Source organism: Shewanella submarina, from assembly GCF_042646185.1.
GTDB classification, from domain to species: Bacteria; Pseudomonadota; Gammaproteobacteria; order Enterobacterales; family Shewanellaceae; genus Shewanella; species Shewanella corallii.
In genome coordinates, this window is sequence record NZ_JBHRTD010000001.1 from 333328 (window position 1) to 347586 (window position 14259).

17 protein-coding genes are annotated in these 14259 nt (G+C 52.0%); 4 read left to right on the forward strand and 13 right to left on the reverse strand.

Going from position 1 to position 14259, the window contains the following annotated elements:
* Nucleotides 1–77: 77 nt before the first annotated feature.
* Nucleotides 78–749, forward strand: a complete 672-nt coding sequence (locus tag ACFOE0_RS01495; RefSeq protein ID WP_248936649.1) for an OmpA family protein — start codon at nt 78–80, stop codon at nt 747–749.
* Nucleotides 750–799: 50 nt separating this feature from the next.
* On the opposite strand, the gene ACFOE0_RS01500 is transcribed toward ACFOE0_RS01495, so the two are convergent.
* Complete coding sequence (locus ACFOE0_RS01500; RefSeq protein ID WP_248936650.1) at nt 800–2059, reverse strand: sensor histidine kinase; 1260 nt, start codon at nt 2057–2059, stop codon at nt 800–802.
* A complete protein-coding gene (locus tag ACFOE0_RS01505; protein WP_248936651.1) occupies nt 2056–2751 on the reverse strand; it encodes a response regulator transcription factor in 696 nt (231 codons plus the stop codon). Before ACFOE0_RS01505 ends, ACFOE0_RS01500 begins: the two co-directional genes overlap by 4 nt.
* A gap of 121 nt (nt 2752–2872) precedes the next feature.
* Here ACFOE0_RS01505 and ACFOE0_RS01510 point away from each other — a divergent pair, with 121 nt between their 5' ends.
* The 3 genes from ACFOE0_RS01510 to ACFOE0_RS01520 are packed head-to-tail and all read left to right on the forward strand — an operon-like array spanning nt 2873 to nt 5795.
* Nucleotides 2873–3934, forward strand: coding sequence for a glycosyltransferase family 2 protein (locus tag ACFOE0_RS01510; RefSeq protein ID WP_248936652.1), 1062 nt, complete (start codon nt 2873–2875; stop codon nt 3932–3934).
* Nucleotides 3934–5379, forward strand: coding sequence for an ArnT family glycosyltransferase (locus ACFOE0_RS01515; RefSeq protein WP_248936653.1), 1446 nt, complete (start codon nt 3934–3936; stop codon nt 5377–5379). The genes ACFOE0_RS01510 and ACFOE0_RS01515 overlap by 1 nt, the downstream gene beginning before the upstream one ends.
* A complete protein-coding gene (locus ACFOE0_RS01520) occupies nt 5376–5795 on the forward strand; it encodes a GtrA family protein (RefSeq protein ID WP_248936654.1) in 420 nt (139 codons plus the stop codon). The genes ACFOE0_RS01515 and ACFOE0_RS01520 overlap by 4 nt, the downstream gene beginning before the upstream one ends.
* 42 nt (nt 5796–5837) lie before the next feature.
* Here the strand turns inward: ACFOE0_RS01520 and mgtE are convergent, their stop codons facing one another.
* The 11 genes from mgtE to ACFOE0_RS01575 form a co-directional block, all read right to left on the reverse strand.
* A complete protein-coding gene (gene mgtE, locus ACFOE0_RS01525) occupies nt 5838–7211 on the reverse strand; it encodes a magnesium transporter (RefSeq protein WP_248936655.1) in 1374 nt (457 codons plus the stop codon).
* Nucleotides 7212–7393: 182 nt separating this feature from the next.
* The gene (locus tag ACFOE0_RS01530; RefSeq protein ID WP_248936656.1) at nt 7394–7666 is read right to left on the reverse strand and encodes an HPr family phosphocarrier protein; all 273 of its coding nucleotides are present in this window, start codon (nt 7664–7666) and stop codon (nt 7394–7396) included.
* A complete protein-coding gene (gene rapZ, locus ACFOE0_RS01535) occupies nt 7656–8507 on the reverse strand; it encodes an RNase adapter RapZ (RefSeq protein ID WP_248936657.1) in 852 nt (283 codons plus the stop codon). The genes ACFOE0_RS01530 and rapZ overlap by 11 nt, the downstream gene beginning before the upstream one ends.
* Nucleotides 8504–8947: a PTS IIA-like nitrogen regulatory protein PtsN gene (ptsN, locus tag ACFOE0_RS01540; protein WP_115137194.1), complete on the reverse strand. Its 444-nt coding sequence runs from the start codon at nt 8945–8947 to the stop codon at nt 8504–8506. The genes rapZ and ptsN overlap by 4 nt, the downstream gene beginning before the upstream one ends.
* 2 nt (nt 8948–8949) lie before the next feature.
* Nucleotides 8950–9237 (reverse strand): ribosome hibernation promoting factor, encoded by a 288-nt coding sequence (gene hpf / locus ACFOE0_RS01545; protein ID WP_248936658.1) that lies wholly within the window; start codon nt 9235–9237, stop codon nt 8950–8952.
* Nucleotides 9238–9267: 30 nt separating this feature from the next.
* Complete coding sequence (locus ACFOE0_RS01550) at nt 9268–10743, reverse strand: RNA polymerase factor sigma-54 (RefSeq protein WP_248936659.1); 1476 nt, start codon at nt 10741–10743, stop codon at nt 9268–9270.
* A gap of 145 nt (nt 10744–10888) precedes the next feature.
* Nucleotides 10889–11620: an LPS export ABC transporter ATP-binding protein gene (lptB, locus tag ACFOE0_RS01555; protein WP_115137191.1), complete on the reverse strand. Its 732-nt coding sequence runs from the start codon at nt 11618–11620 to the stop codon at nt 10889–10891.
* Entirely contained in the window at nt 11617–12174 is a 558-nt protein-coding gene (gene lptA, locus ACFOE0_RS01560) for a lipopolysaccharide transport periplasmic protein LptA (protein WP_248936660.1), read from the reverse strand. Before lptA ends, lptB begins: the two co-directional genes overlap by 4 nt.
* Nucleotides 12161–12721 (reverse strand): LPS export ABC transporter periplasmic protein LptC, encoded by a 561-nt coding sequence (gene lptC / locus ACFOE0_RS01565; RefSeq protein ID WP_248936661.1) that lies wholly within the window; start codon nt 12719–12721, stop codon nt 12161–12163. The genes lptA and lptC overlap by 14 nt, the downstream gene beginning before the upstream one ends.
* Nucleotides 12718–13266: a 3-deoxy-manno-octulosonate-8-phosphatase KdsC gene (kdsC, locus tag ACFOE0_RS01570; RefSeq protein WP_248936662.1), complete on the reverse strand. Its 549-nt coding sequence runs from the start codon at nt 13264–13266 to the stop codon at nt 12718–12720. Before kdsC ends, lptC begins: the two co-directional genes overlap by 4 nt.
* A gap of 2 nt (nt 13267–13268) precedes the next feature.
* Nucleotides 13269–14246: a KpsF/GutQ family sugar-phosphate isomerase gene (locus ACFOE0_RS01575; protein ID WP_115137187.1), complete on the reverse strand. Its 978-nt coding sequence runs from the start codon at nt 14244–14246 to the stop codon at nt 13269–13271.
* Nucleotides 14247–14259: the final 13 nt, after the last annotated feature.

Below are 14259 nucleotides of genomic sequence, written 5' to 3' on the forward strand. Positions count from 1 at the left end.
CTGTATTGGGATATCCGTTATTGTCGTCGGCCTCCGGTGTTGCCGGATGTCACTTTTTTATTTGAGAGGTTAGGTTTATGAAGTTGAAACAAGCCGCATTAATGCTGGTATTGCCTGTAACTGTCAGTTTGGTGACTGGCTGTCAGACAACCAATCCCTATACCAATGAGCAGCAAACTGCCAAGTCCACCAATGGTGCATTGATCGGTGCCATTGCCGGGGCCGCAATTGGTGTAGCCTCATCAAGTAAAAGTGACAGAGGTAAAGGCGCTTTGATCGGTGCTGCGTCCGGTGCTGCTCTGGGTGGCGGTATCGGCTACTACATGGATGTGCAGGAAGCCAAGTTGCGTGAGCAGCTGCAGGCCACCGGTGTGAGTGTGACCCGTGATGGCAACAACATCATTTTGAATATGCCCAATGAAGTGACTTTTGGTGTGGATCAAAGCCACCTGAGCACGCCAGCCAAGCAGGTGCTGAACTCAGTTGGTCTGGTGGCCAAAGAGTATCCAAAGACACGCTTGAATATTCTGGGTTACACCGACAGCACAGGTTCTGAATCCTATAATCTGCGTCTGTCTCAGGTGCGTGCGGCCGAGGTAAGCAACTATCTGGCTCAGAATGGTGTTCAGGTAAACCGTCTGAGTGCATCAGGTATGGGTGAAGCCAACCCTATTGCTTCAAACGGCACAAAAGAGGGCCGTGCCCAGAACCGTCGGGTTGAGATTATTCTGACGCCAATTCAGGGCTAACCCTCAGCAAGCTCAATAAAAAGCGCCCAGTCAGGGCGCTTTTTTCTGCTCTATTCAAATTGTTTGAAGCTCAACACGGCTTCTGAACCCGCCCCGGCCTGGGATATCAGCTCAAATTGCCAGCCATATCTGTGACAAAGACTGTCCACAATCAGTAGACCGAGACCATGTCCGGATTGGTTATCTTCAGGTTTGTCGGGGTTGGAGCCGGGGTCCTGCACTCTTATCTCGCCTTTGGAGATCCGGATCTGGATCTCCCCCTGCTCAGAGGCATTGATGGCATTGTTGAGCAGGTTATTCAGCAGAATCCTTAATACTGCCGGTTCGGGAGTCACCTTTATCGGCTCAGGAAAATCCAGCTTCATGGTTAATTGGCGGGTTTCCGCTCTGGCCTGCAATGGCTCCATAATCTGTTGCACTTCATCCGCGACCAACTCACGGACATTGGTTTTTTGCAGTTTCTCGTGTTTTACCAGGCTCAACAGTGCATCAATCATATTTTGCATATCGTCCGCACTGCGCTTAATTCTCTGTCGCTGCTTTTGTTGAAATACTTCATCCTGATTGCATTCAAGCAGCTTAACCGCGCCCTGAATGACAGTGAGTGGGGTGCGCAGTTCATGACTGGCATAGCGGGCAAAAGCCTGCTCCTGCTTGAGCAATTTCTGGTTGGCTTCCCGGTACTGATTGATGCTGTCCGCCAGCAGTTGAAACTCCATAACCGCGCCCGAGGGAACTTTAAACTGCTGCTCTTTGCCCATTTTGAGCTGATTACTGAGTTGGAATACAGGTTGGATAAGGCGTTTGGACAGGCGGAAAATACCGAATATTTGCAGAGCGATAGTTAGTGCGATAACGGCCAGTAAAAAAGCGAGTAGCTTATGCCATTCCTGCCGGGTCAGCTCGACCGGGTCTGCTTTTTTGGTCAGGTAGAGTTGATGGATATGACCCTTGTACTCAAACTCACTGCGCGTAAAGAAGATTTCCGGGTCGTCGATATCAATAAGCTCACCGACAAAGCCAAGAGGATAGCCAATAATCAGACTGTACTCAGGCGGAACCTGCATACTATCCACATAGGCGATGGAATCAGGGCCAAAGCTCAGCGGAAACTTCGCTCCCTGGCGATACTGCTCTATGACATAGGGCTCCATCGCCTTGAGGTTGCGCAGGTTGATCTCGTCTTCCAGCCAAAAGTTAAGGGCAACGATCAGCCAGCCGGTCAAAAACCCAACTAACATTGCCACACTGGTGAAATAGATAATCAGTTTTAGCGTCAGAGTTTGTGCGCTGGAATTAAGCCGCTTCACTGGGAGCTATCCTCTTGTGTCTGGAGTCTGAAGCCCTGTTTGGGCACTGTCACCAACATGGGGTAGGCGAAGGGTTTATCCAATTGATTTCTCAGCTGATACATATGGCTTCTCAAAATATCCTTATCAGGCGCAGCCTCACCCCACAGCGAATCTACCAGATGTTCGCGCCGAACCATCGCCGGGTGTTGGCGCATCAGCAGTTCCAGTATTTGATAGCAGGTAGGGGTTAACACCAGTCGTTGTCCATTTCTTCGAACCTGATGACGGCGGGGATCCAATTCCAGCTCACCAATCTGAATGGTTTGCGCTGCCGTGGTGCCTCGGGCACGTCGCAACATGGCGCTTAACCTGGCTTCCAGTTCATCAAAGTCGAAAGGCTTACTCAAGTAATCATCGGTGCCGGATTTAAAGCCCTCCAGCAACTCCTGTTTACCGTCCAGTGCGGTCAGCATAAGCACCGGGGTCGCGATTCCTGACTCTCTCAGTTGGCGGCACACGCTGAGGCCATCCAGCTTTGGCAACATAAGGTCCAGAATTATCAGGTCAAATTCTCCACTGCTTGCCAGTTTCAGCCCCAACAAACCGTTGGCGGCGAAGTCCACTTCCGCTCCTTTGGCTTCAAGAAAGTCGCCGAGTATACCTGCCACATCATGATTATCTTCAACGACCAGGATTCGGGATTGCTGCATTGATTACTCCACTGAATGAAGCCGGATGTTAGCGCCGGAAATGTGAAAGAAATGTCGCTGACATTTCATCGACACCTGCTGGTTATGGTAGGTGAAAAAACAATGGCAAGGAAACTAAACCATGACCAACTCCTCATCTCAATTTGGCGTCGCAGAGCAGGGTGTTTGCCTGTCAGTGCTGGTGCCTATGTACAACGAAGCTGCCATGGTGCAGCCCCTGTTTGAACGTTTATTGCCGGTACTGCTGGGGCTGCGGGAGCGGTGCGAAATCGTGGTAGTGGATGATGGCAGTCAGGACAATACCTGGGATGAGTTGCAGGCCGCTACCGCCAACCAGCTCGAATTGAGATGCGTCCGGTTGAGCCGCAATTTTGGTAAAGAGGCCGCCATGAGTGCGGGGCTTAAATATTGCCGGGGTTTGGCGGTCATTATTCTGGATGCGGATCTGCAGGATCCCCCTGAGCTGATCCCGGATATGCTGGATGCCTGGCGTGAAGGTTACGACGTGGTCAATATGCGCCGCAGCAAACGCCTGGGTGAAACCTGGTTTAAACGCTTTTCAGCGCACTGCTTTTACCGGGTGATCAACTGGGTAGCCGATGCTGAGATCCCGGAGAATGTCGGGGATTTCAGGTTGCTCAGCAGACAGGTAGTGGACAGCATTAACAGTCTGCCGGAACGAAACCGCTTTATGAAAGGGCTGTTCAGTTGGCCGGGCTTTAAGCAGACCTGCATCGAGTTTGAACGGGACCCAAGACATACGGGCGACAGTAAATGGCCGTGGCGCAAGCTGTTCGGGCTGGCAATGGATGGCATCACCTCATTCAGTTTCAAGCCTCTGCGCTTTGCGACCTGGTGTGGTTTGCTGACGGCGCTGGCGGCATTTGGATACGGCGGATGGGTGGTGCTTAAGACCCTGGTTATGGGGGAAGTGGTTGCCGGTTACCCCTCGCTGATGGTGGTTCAACTGGCGCTGGCGGGCATTCAGTTATTGTCCCTGGGTTTGATTGGTGAGTATTTGGGGAGGGTGTTTGTCGAAGTTAAGCAAAGACCCCTGTATCTCATTGGTGAAGTGAGTGATACCGGTATGCATCACTCCAGGGAGAGCCACCCTGGTGAAGCAGAAGCCGAATCTCTGCCGCAGGCCAACCCAACAATAGCCAGACTGGAGATAGTTAAGTGATGTTGAAATCTGCTGTCTTCCGCATCTGGTGGTGCATTGCTTTACTGCTTGTGATTCGTTTGGTCTCTCTTGGCGCTTATCCTCTGATGGACACCACAGAGGCCAGGTATGGCGAAATGGTGCGGCTGATGTTGGATACCGGCAACTGGCTGACGCCGCAGTTTGATATTGGCGTGCCTTTCTGGGGCAAGCCTCCAATGTTTGTGTGGATGAGCGCTGCGGCCAGCGCGGTGCTGGGTGTTGGCGAGTTTGCACTGCGTTTACCGCATTTTCTGGCCGGTGTGGGAGTGTTGGGCTGCATTTACTGGCTGGCTGGTCAACTGAGTATTCGCCGGGAGCTAAGCCTACTGGTATTGGCGTCGACCGTGGTTTTTATTGTCTCAGCGGGTGCCATCATGACGGATATGGCTCTGACCTTTGGTCTGACACTGGCCATGCTGGGGTTTATCTCGGCCTGGCAGGCGAACGAAACTTCTCAGGAATCATCTCAAGCCAAAGGCAAGCTTTTTGGGTATCTGGGGTTTGTTGGATTAGCCATAGGTTTGCTGTCCAAGGGCCCATTGATACTGGTACTGATGGGAATTAGCGTGGTGCTGTTTCTAGTTTGGCAGTATGGCCCGATTTCCGGGTGGCAAAGACTTTGGCGTAATGTTCCCTGGTTTTCCGGTTTGCTGCTGATGCTGGCTATTGCTCTGCCCTGGTATTGGATGGCAGAGCAGGCGACACCGGGGTTTATCAATTACTTTATTGTTGGTGAACACTTCCTCAGGTTTGTTGATGGGGGCTGGCAGGGTGACCTGTATGGCTCAGCCCATGAAGAGGTTCGCGGGACTATCTGGCTGTTTTTCGTGATTGCCGCTATGCCCTGGAGCTTGTTACTACCTATGGCCTTGTGGCGTCTGTGGCAGGTTGAAGGAAGGCGGTTTAGCTGGCAGTCAAAAGTTCTTATCTGCTGGATGTTATCGCCATTGCTGCTGTTTACTCTGGCGGGCAACATCCTGCCTGCTTATGTACTCCCGGGTATTCCCGCCATGGCGCTGCTCATTGCCAGAGGCATGGCAGAGGAGCTTGACCTGTGGGCTAAGCGCCTGGCTCTGGGAGTATGTTTACTCCTGGTCGGCGCGGTTGCTGTGGTCAAGCTGCAGACAGCCAAAGATAAAAGTGAAAAATGGCTGCTGGCTCAACGAGAGCAGCCTTTGCCGACTTTCTATTGGCAGTCAGAACCGTTCTCGTCACGTTTTTACACCTCAGGTCAGGCCCAGTTACTGACCTCTGACGACCAGCTCAGAGCACTGTTTGCCAAACCAGGAACGGACAATACAGATGACTGGTACCTTGTCGCAGACAAGCAGGTGCTGGCGACGACTGAGTTGTTCCAGAGCTGCGATTTCGAAGCGGAGAATCGCAAGCGTGTACTTATGTTGTGTCAGAGGGAAGGAACGTGAAGTTGCCTGCTGAATTTGTCCGTTTTGTGCTGGTGGGTGGCCTTGTTTTTTGTTTGGATATGCTGATTTGCCTGCTACTTTGGCAAGTACTGGGATGGCCTGTTGTGGCTGCGAGAGTGGCGGCGTTTGCACTGGCGGCTTTGGCGCAGTGGACTGGCCATCGTTGGTTCAGCTTCAGAGACAGGCAGCAACAAAGCCGGGGAGCGCAGTTGCTGCAAAGCCTGTTACTGGCGAGCAGTGCGGCTTTGGTTAATCTCGGTCTGTTCAGCCTGCTAATTATGTTGCTGCCTGATGAATTGCTTTATTGGGCACTGTCTATGGCGATTGGCGTGTTGGCCGGCATGCTGCTTAATTGGGTGGGCGCTAACAGCTGGGTGTTTGCAAGGGTTGAAGCCGATACTGGCTATGTGCGATAAAAATGGAAACGGCAGCTCAGGGCTGCCGTTTTATTTTCACGATTACATTGCGTGGTTCATTAAGAATAAGGTTGCCAGTCCCAGGAAGGCAAACAGACCAATGACGTCTGTGACTGTGGTCAGTACCATGCCTCCGGCGAGAGCGGGATCGATATTAAAGCGTTTGAGGATGAGAGGGATGCTGGCACCGGCAAGGCCTGCGACCGTCATATTGATTAGCATGGCGCCACCAATCAAACCGCCCAGCGCCATATCGCCCTTCCAGGCCCAGACAGCCAGAAATACCAGGATTGACCACATCATCCCATTGAGGAAACCAATGGCCAGCTCTTTGCCGATAAGCCAGCGGGAGTTACTTTGGCCCACATGACCCAGAGCGATACCGCGAATCACCAAAGCCAGTGTCTGGTTACCGGCGACGCCACCCATGCTGGGCACAATCGTCATCAGTACGGCAATGGTCGCAAACTTTTCCAGCGTGCCTTCAAACATATTACTGACCGATGCGGCCAGCAGTGCAGCAAACAGGTTGATAGTCAGCCAGACGGAGCGACGCAGGGTACTTTTGACCACAGGGCCAAAGGTGTCTTCGTCATCATCCATACCCGCCATACCCATCATTGAGTGTTCGGCATCTTCACGAATAACGTCTACCACGTCATCAATGGTGATACGGCCAAGCAGTTTACCCTCTTCATCCACCACGGGGGCGGATACCCAGTCGTGGCGTTCGAACAGTTGAGACACTTCGGTATCTGACATGTTGACCGGGATGCCTTCCAGCTCGGCATCCATAATTTCACGTACCGATGCATTGGGATTACAGGTCAGCAGATCGGTAATGCGAATACCGCCCAGCAGGTGGTCACGCTTGTCGACAACATAGAGAGTATCAGTCGCTTCGGGCAGTTCCCCCCTTAATCTGAGGTAGCGCAGGATCACATCGATATTGACGTCTGGCCTCAGGGTCACGGTATCCGTATTCATGATACCGCCGGCGGTTTCCTCGGGGTAAGACAGTGCCTGTTCAACCCGGGATCTGTCCTGGGCACTCATGGATTGCAGTACCTGGCGGAACATGGCATCGGGTAGGCTTCGCAGAATATAGGCCAGGTCGTCTGTGTCCATGCCCGCCGTGGCTTTGGCCAGGCGCTCCGGGGTCATCAGACGGATCAGGTGGTCTTTCATATCCTCAGGCAGTTCTTCGAGGATCTCACCGGCCTGCTCCTGATCAATAAGCTGCCACAGGATCTGACGGGTTTGCGGGGGCGATGACTCCAGCACGTGGGCGATATCAGACGCCGCCATGTCGTGCAGCATATTACGTACGTGCACAAACATACCACTGCCAAGGGCATGGTTTAGCTGATTAAGACGCTGTTCGGTCAGATCATTATCCAGAACTTCGATCGGCATGTGATTCCCCCTGATACCGATTCCTTTGACAGAGATTTTTTCTGGTCTGGCAGAAGCCAGCCATGGGCCGGGAGCCCGGAAAGGCTATGCATAATAGCTCAGATGTTGAAATTATACAGAAAAAATCGCTGTGTCAGGCTTATCTGACAGCTTGGGTTCAGCTTGAGAGCTTGATTGGAGGGTTATTTATCTTCTTCAAATCTGGCATTAATCAAGGCGCAGATAGCATCCAGTGCGGCTTCGGCGTCATCGCCTTCGGCGCTGAGTGAGATGGTTTTGCCTTTGCCTGATTCCAGCATCAGCAGACCAAGCACACTGGCAGCACTTGCGGATTTCTCGCCATTTGAAAGGGTGACACTGGCATCAAACTGGTTCGCCAGAATTGCCAACTTGGTGGCAGCTCTGGCGTGTAATCCCAGTTTATTGCAGATGGTGACCTGACGCTCAAGCTTCATCTTGAGCCAGTTCTCTGTGACGAACTTTCACTGTGTGGTGACTTTGGCTTAAACGTTTGGCCAGCTGTTCGGCGATAAACACAGATCTGTGCTGACCGCCGGTACAGCCGATGGCTATGGTCAGATAGCTGCGATTGTTGCGCTCCAGATGAGGCAACCAGGTCTCCAGCAGGTTTTCAATCTGCCAGATAAATTTGTTCACCAGAGTCTGACGGTTCAGGAAGTCCTGCACCGGCTGATCCAAACCGGTCAAAGGTCGCAGGTCCGGCTCCCAGTGCGGGTTTGGCAGGAAGCGAACATCAAACATAAAATCCGCTTCGGTAGGCATACCATGCTTGAAACCGAAAGACTCGAAGGTGATAACCAACTCTTTCTCAACATGCCCCATCAGAATCTGTCTGACCTTATCACTCAGGTCATAAACATTCAGGGAGGAGGTATCGATAAAGTGGTCCATCATCTTGGACAGGGGCATCAGCAACTGACCTTCCAGCTTAATCGCTTCCTGCAGCGAGGAGTGATTGCGGGAAAGTGGGTGTAAACGCCGGGTTTCACTGTAGCGCTTCAGCAGGATTTCATCGGTTGAGTGCAGATAAAAACTGGTAATTTCAGTGTCTTTCAGCGAGGCAAGCTGCTGCTCCAGTATCTTGTCCTGATCTTTCAGGTTACGCACATCAACGCTGATAGCGACTTGATCTGTAGTGCTTTGCAGCTGCTCAAGCAGTGTCGCAATCATGGACAGTGGCAGATTGTCGACACAGTAGTAGCCGAGATCTTCCAGTGCCCTGAGGGCGACAGATTTTCCTGAGCCACTGCGGCCCGATACGATAACCAGTTTCATGCTGTGATAACCCGAAAGAGTTCTGCGTCGTCCTGTGCTTTACGCAGCTGTTTGACGATCTGTTTGTCACTGAGTTTTTCCGCCATAGCAGACAAAGTCGCCAAATGCTCCTGACACTGCTCCGACGGTACCAATAGCGCAAACAGCAGGTCTACTGGCTGATTATCTATGGCATCGAAGGGAACAGGCTCTGTGCATTTAACCAGAACTGCTATGGGGTGCTCTATACTGGAAAGTCTGCCATGGGGGATGGCAATACCGTTTCCGATTCCTGTGCTGCCTACTTTCTCTCTGGCCAGCAAGCTTTCAAAAACTTCCTGTGAGGAAAGGGTAGGGTACTGAGCGGCAATCAGGTTACTTACCAGCTCGAGTACCTTTTTTTTACTGCCCGGAGTGGCACAGGATGCGCACTCCGGCTGCAGGATGGTACGAAGTTCCATCGTTAGTGTTTTGTCAGCTTCTCTTTGTGTTTAATCACCTGACGATCAAGTTTATCGATCAGGGCGTCGATGGCGGCATACATATCGCTATGCTCAGAAGTTGCGAAGACTTCGCCGCCATTTAAATTCAGTTTTGCTTCTGCAATTTGTTGCAGTTTTTCAACGTTCAGCACAACGTGCACATTATTGATCTGTTCAAAATGGCGTTCAAGCTTGGTGAATTTGTTCTCAACATATTCACGCAATGAATCGGTGATCTCGATATGGTGTCCAGTCAGGTTGATTTGCATAGATAGCTACCTCCTTTGTTCCGGGTAGGGTTATAAACTCTTACGCTGGTTGGAAGGCGGAATCAGCATCGCCTCTCGATACTTGGCGATAGTCCGTCTGGCAACGTTTATTCCCTGTTCTGCCAGAAGCTGGGCCATTTTGCTGTCGCTCAACGGCTTCTTCTGGTTTTCTGCCGCCACCAGTTTCTTGATAAAGGCGCGGATGGCAGTGGACGAGCATTCTCCTCCATCTTCAGTACCGACATGACTGGAGAAGAAGTACTTCAATTCGAAAATCCCTCTGGGGGTGTGCATGTATTTTTGGGTGGTTACCCTGGAAATTGTCGATTCATGCATTTCGACAGCTTCGGCGATATCGTTGAGCACCATAGGCTTCATGGCCTCTTCACCGAATTCAAAAAAGCCCTGTTGGAACTGTACAATACAATTGGCCACTTTCAACAGTGTATCGTTGCGGCTCTCCAGGCTTTTAATAAACCATTTGGCTTCCTGCAGATGACCGCGAATAAACTGGCTGTCCGACTGGTTGCGGGTGCTGCGGGCCATGGCGGCATAATGCTGGTTTACATTCAGTTTGGGCATGCAGTCGGGGTTGAGTTCTACCACCCAGCGGCCACTTTTTTTAGCGACCGAGACATCGGGAATCACGTACTCATCATTCTCGCGGCTAACCAGCAATCCAGGTCTTGGATTCAATGTCTGGATAAGGTTGATCGCCTCTCTCAGGTCATCTTCTTTCAGTCGGGTTTTGCGCATCAGGGTACGAAAATCCCGGTTGGCGATGAGCTCCAGGTGCTCTTTAATCAGCAGTCGGGCATTGTCGATATGGGGGGTGTCCGGTGCGAAGTGATGCAACTGTATCAGCAGGCACTCGCTTAGGTCCCGCGCAGCCACACCAACAGGGTCGAAGTGCTGAATACGTTTGAGTACAGCTTCAACTTCGTCCAGCTCAATTTCGTCATCACCCAGAGCTTCCAGCACCTCTTCAGTGCTTTGTGTCAGATAACCGCGTTCATCGATGGCTTCGATAATGGCGGTGGCGATGGCGTAATCATTTTCGGAGAAAGGGGTAAGGTTCTTTTGCCATTCCAGGTGCTCGTACAGGCCTTCGCTGGTTTCTCCCTGAAAAGGCATATCGTCATCGCGCATGGCGGGGCCAGAGGAGACCGGTGCTGCGGTAAAGACCTCATCCCAGGTGGTGTCCATGGGCAGATCTTCCGGCATGGATTCCTGGGTGACGGCATCGGAGGTTTCAACGCTGGAGCTGTCCTGCGCTGTGGCTGAGTAATCTTCCTGGTCGAATTCGGCGGTGTTGTCTGTAGGGTTATCCTCTGACTCGGAGTCGTACTGCTCCTCGTCCATCTCCAGTAACGGATTGGATTCCAGTGCCTGCTGGATCTCCTGTTGGAGTTCCAGTGATGACAACTGCAACAGACGAATCGCCTGCTGCAGCTGAGGCGTCATAGTTAACTGCTGACCCAGTTTAAGCTGGAGTGACGCTTTCATGTTTACCGCAAATCCCTGTTTAGAATATTTTTAGTGGAAATTCTCGAGAGCCGGATTGTCCATTGGCCTGGGAAAGGTGCGTTTCCTTTGTACCTGATATTCAGGCCGCACCTTTCGGGGGCATTCACAGAGGCATACGCCTTAACTATAGCCTGAATTGTTCGCCCAAGTACACTGCACGCACCTGCTGGTTATCCAGGATCTCTGCCGGGGTACCTTCGGCGATCAAATTGCCGTGGCTGACGATGTAGGCATGCTCACACACGTCCAGGGTTTCCCGTACGTTATGGTCAGTGATCAGGACGCCCAGACCACGGCTTTTAAGCTGTTCAATAATCTTTTTGATGTCTATTACCGAGATAGGGTCAACACCGGCAAAAGGTTCATCCAGCAGAATGAACTTGGGGTTGGCGGCCAGGGCTCTGGCGATCTCTACCCGGCGTCTTTCACCACCAGACAGTGCCATCCCCATGGAATCACGGATATGAGTGATGTTGAACTCTTCCAGCAGGTGCTCTAACTGTTCTTCCCGCTGCTCATTGCTGAGGGCTTTACGGGTTTGCAGTACGGCCATAATGTTATCGCGAACAGACAGCTTACGGAAAATACTGGCTTCCTGAGGCAGATAACCGATACCTTTGCGGGCTCGCATGTGCATGGGATCAAGCGTCAGGTCATCATCATTGATATAGATAGCGCCCTTATCACTTTTCACCAGGCCGACAACCATATAGAAGGTTGTGGTCTTGCCCGCGCCATTGGGGCCCAGCAGGCCAACAACCTGACCGGTTTTGACCTCCAGGCTGACATCTTTTACCACCTGACGGTTTTTGTAACTTTTTGCCAGGTGTTCGGCTTTCAGCGTCAGTTCGCTCATGACTCTGGTTGCTCTTTATCTTGCTGTTGTTCGTCAGACTTCTGCCGCTCTTGCTTCACATCGTTCTGGAAGTTTTCAGGCTTAATAACAGTATGAACTCTGTCATCCGGGTTCTGGTTGCCTTCAGCTTTCATCTGTTGCAGCTGAATGTCATACACAATCCGGGGAGCGGTCACTTTACTGCCGTCCTGTTCAATTTCGGCTGCGCCTACAAGGGTCAGTACCCGCTTACTGATGTTGTAGCGGATCTCATTGGCACTGGCCGTCGCAGGGCGGTCATTGTCCAGTGTCTGGGTGTAAGTGGCAGGCTTGCCAGTGGCGATAAGAATCGTTTCGCCATCGCCCTGGCTGGCACTGAGTTCATCCGCGAGAATCTTGATGCTGCCCTGGGTAACTACTACCGGGCCGTTATAAACAACGCGCTTGTTCTTGATATCGGCTTCCTGGCTGCGGGCCGCAATGTGAACTTCCTTGGTGAGGTCGTCGGTAGCAGCAACAGCACCCAGGCTCAGGGTGCAGAGTAAGGCTGCGATAAGTCTGTTAGTTTGGTTCATAAATTCCTGTTACCTGATTCAGCAGCTCTACAGTCTGCGCATTCAGATCGGCATAGAGGCCTGTGCCTTCCACTTTGAAGTTCATTCCATCCACCTGAATCACCCGGTCGGAGCGCATGATCATGGTGTTTAGATCCAGCTGTAAGTAACTGGTTCTCAACTGCTGCAGCGGTTCATTCGGCGTTATGGCGTCGATGATAACATTATTCTGCAGGGTGACTATGTTGTCCTCTTTATCCAGTGCACCTTCGATGGCTGAAATGCGCCAATGGGCGGCGCCATCATCCGGATAAAGCAGGTACACAGGCTGAGTAAAGCGTGTCAGGTTATTGGCTTCAAAGTGCTCCATATGCTCAGCCGACACCCGGCTTTCCACATCACCTTTTTCGTTGTAGCTGACGCTTTTAAGGTTGTCTGCTACGAAATCTGGCTGGACTATGCCAGAATCTGTACTGGACTGCTGCTCACTTTTCTTCAGCTGCACCTGCCAGTAAAGACCCAGCGCAATGGAAAAGAACAGCACAATGGCCAGCGTAATGCGGTTCATATGCTCATCCCGTGGGCAGCGTCGAACTTATCCTGACTCATCAACAACAGGTCGGTCAGCTCCCTGACCGCACCAAAACCGCCGGATACATGAGTAATCATATCGGCATGTTGTTTTACATAGGGGTGGCCATCCGCCACGCAAACCGCCAGTCCCACCTGCTGCATTACCGGCAGATCAACCATATCGTCACCTATATAGGCAACCTGATCTGAGGTCAGATCATATTTGGCCAGCAGTTCGTTAAAAGGTTCCAGTTTGTCGTCTACACCCTGATAGATGTCACTGACGCCCAGGGCTGTCATTCTATCTTCTACCAATTGGGACTTGCGTCCTGTGATGATGGCGATATGGAAATCCGTGGACAGCAAAGAGCGAATGCCAAAGCCATCCCGGGTGTGGAACGCCTTGAGCTCTTCGCCGCTGTTGCTCAGATAGATTCGGCCGTCGGAGAAGACTCCGTCGACATCACAGATAAGCAGTTTGATTTTAGTGGCCTTTTGCCATACTTCGTCGGCCACCGGGCCGTACAAGCCTTGTCGCATATTCAGATTACTCCAGCCTTGACCATATCCAGCATGTTCAGTGCACCTACTGGGCGCTGCTGCTCATCGATGATTATCAGGCCATTGATATTCTTTTCGTCCATCACTTTCAGCGCCTGGGCGGCGAGGACATTGCTGCCAAGCGTAACACAGTTCCTGGTCATCACCTGAGCGATCGGGGTGTTGTGCAGATCGACTCTGGCATCGATCACCCGACGCAGATCGCCATCGGTAAATATACCCGCAAGCTTGCCATCATCGGCGATCACGGCTGTCATGCCCAGGCCTTTGCGGGTGATCTCATACAGGGCGTCAGTGATATGCATGGAGTCAGGTACCTGCGGCAGTTCGTCACCTGAGTGCATCACGTCAGCGACTTTCAGCAGCAACTTACGACCCAGGGCGCCGCCTGGGTGGGACAGGGCAAAGTCATCTTTGGTAAAGCCTTTGGCTTGCAGCAGAGCCACTGCCAGCGCGTCGCCCAGTACCAAAGTCGCTGTGGTGCTTGAGGTAGGAGCAAGTCCCAGCGGACAGGCCTCTTCCGGTACACCGATACACAGGTGCAGTTGGGCCAACTTTGCCATATTGGAAGCTGGCTTGCCTGTCACGGCTATCATCTTGATACCCCGACGTTTAATCACAGGCATCAGGGTCAGAATCTCAGAAGACTCTCCCGAGTTGGAGATAGCCAAAACCACATCGTTGTCTGAAATCATCCCCAGGTCGCCATGGCTGGCTTCACCCGGGTGGACAAAAAATGATGAGGTTCCCGTGCTGGCCAGAGTCGCGGCAATCTTATTGCCTATATGGCCTGACTTGCCCATCCCCATGACGATCACCTTGCCGGTGCAACTGAGGATCATGTCGCAGGCATCGGCAAACTCGTCGCTGTCGATAAACTGGTACAGATTGTCCAGTGCCGCTTTCTCGATATCTATTACCCGGCTACCCCATTGGCGCCAATTCTGTCTGTTTTTCATTTTGTTTTTCCGG

What these genes read in the sequence shown, in the direction of transcription:
- ACFOE0_RS01510 (WP_248936652.1), top strand. Translation starts at nt 2,873, where the DNA reads ATGACCAACTCCTCATCTCAATTTGGCGTCGCAGAGCAGGGTGTTTGC.
- lptA (WP_248936660.1), bottom strand. Translation starts at nt 12,174, where the DNA reads ATGAACCAAACTAACAGACTTATCGCAGCCTTACTCTGCACCCTGAGC.
- hpf (WP_248936658.1), bottom strand. Translation starts at nt 9,237, where the DNA reads ATGCAAATCAACCTGACTGGACACCATATCGAGATCACCGATTCATTG.
- ACFOE0_RS01505 (WP_248936651.1), bottom strand. Translation starts at nt 2,751, where the DNA reads ATGCAGCAATCCCGAATCCTGGTCGTTGAAGATAATCATGATGTGGCA.
- mgtE (WP_248936655.1), bottom strand. Translation starts at nt 7,211, where the DNA reads ATGCCGATCGAAGTTCTGGATAATGATCTGACCGAACAGCGTCTTAAT.
- ptsN (WP_115137194.1), bottom strand. Translation starts at nt 8,947, where the DNA reads ATGGAACTTCGTACCATCCTGCAGCCGGAGTGCGCATCCTGTGCCACT.
- ACFOE0_RS01550 (WP_248936659.1), bottom strand. Translation starts at nt 10,743, where the DNA reads ATGAAAGCGTCACTCCAGCTTAAACTGGGTCAGCAGTTAACTATGACG.
- lptB (WP_115137191.1), bottom strand. Translation starts at nt 11,620, where the DNA reads ATGAGCGAACTGACGCTGAAAGCCGAACACCTGGCAAAAAGTTACAAA.
- lptC (WP_248936661.1), bottom strand. Translation starts at nt 12,721, where the DNA reads ATGAACCGCATTACGCTGGCCATTGTGCTGTTCTTTTCCATTGCGCTG.
- ACFOE0_RS01575 (WP_115137187.1), bottom strand. Translation starts at nt 14,246, where the DNA reads ATGAAAAACAGACAGAATTGGCGCCAATGGGGTAGCCGGGTAATAGAT.
- rapZ (WP_248936657.1), bottom strand. Translation starts at nt 8,507, where the DNA reads ATGAAACTGGTTATCGTATCGGGCCGCAGTGGCTCAGGAAAATCTGTC.
- ACFOE0_RS01515 (WP_248936653.1), top strand. Translation starts at nt 3,934, where the DNA reads ATGTTGAAATCTGCTGTCTTCCGCATCTGGTGGTGCATTGCTTTACTG.
- ACFOE0_RS01495 (WP_248936649.1), top strand. Translation starts at nt 78, where the DNA reads ATGAAGTTGAAACAAGCCGCATTAATGCTGGTATTGCCTGTAACTGTC.
- ACFOE0_RS01530 (WP_248936656.1), bottom strand. Translation starts at nt 7,666, where the DNA reads ATGAAGCTTGAGCGTCAGGTCACCATCTGCAATAAACTGGGATTACAC.
- kdsC (WP_248936662.1), bottom strand. Translation starts at nt 13,266, where the DNA reads ATGCGACAAGGCTTGTACGGCCCGGTGGCCGACGAAGTATGGCAAAAG.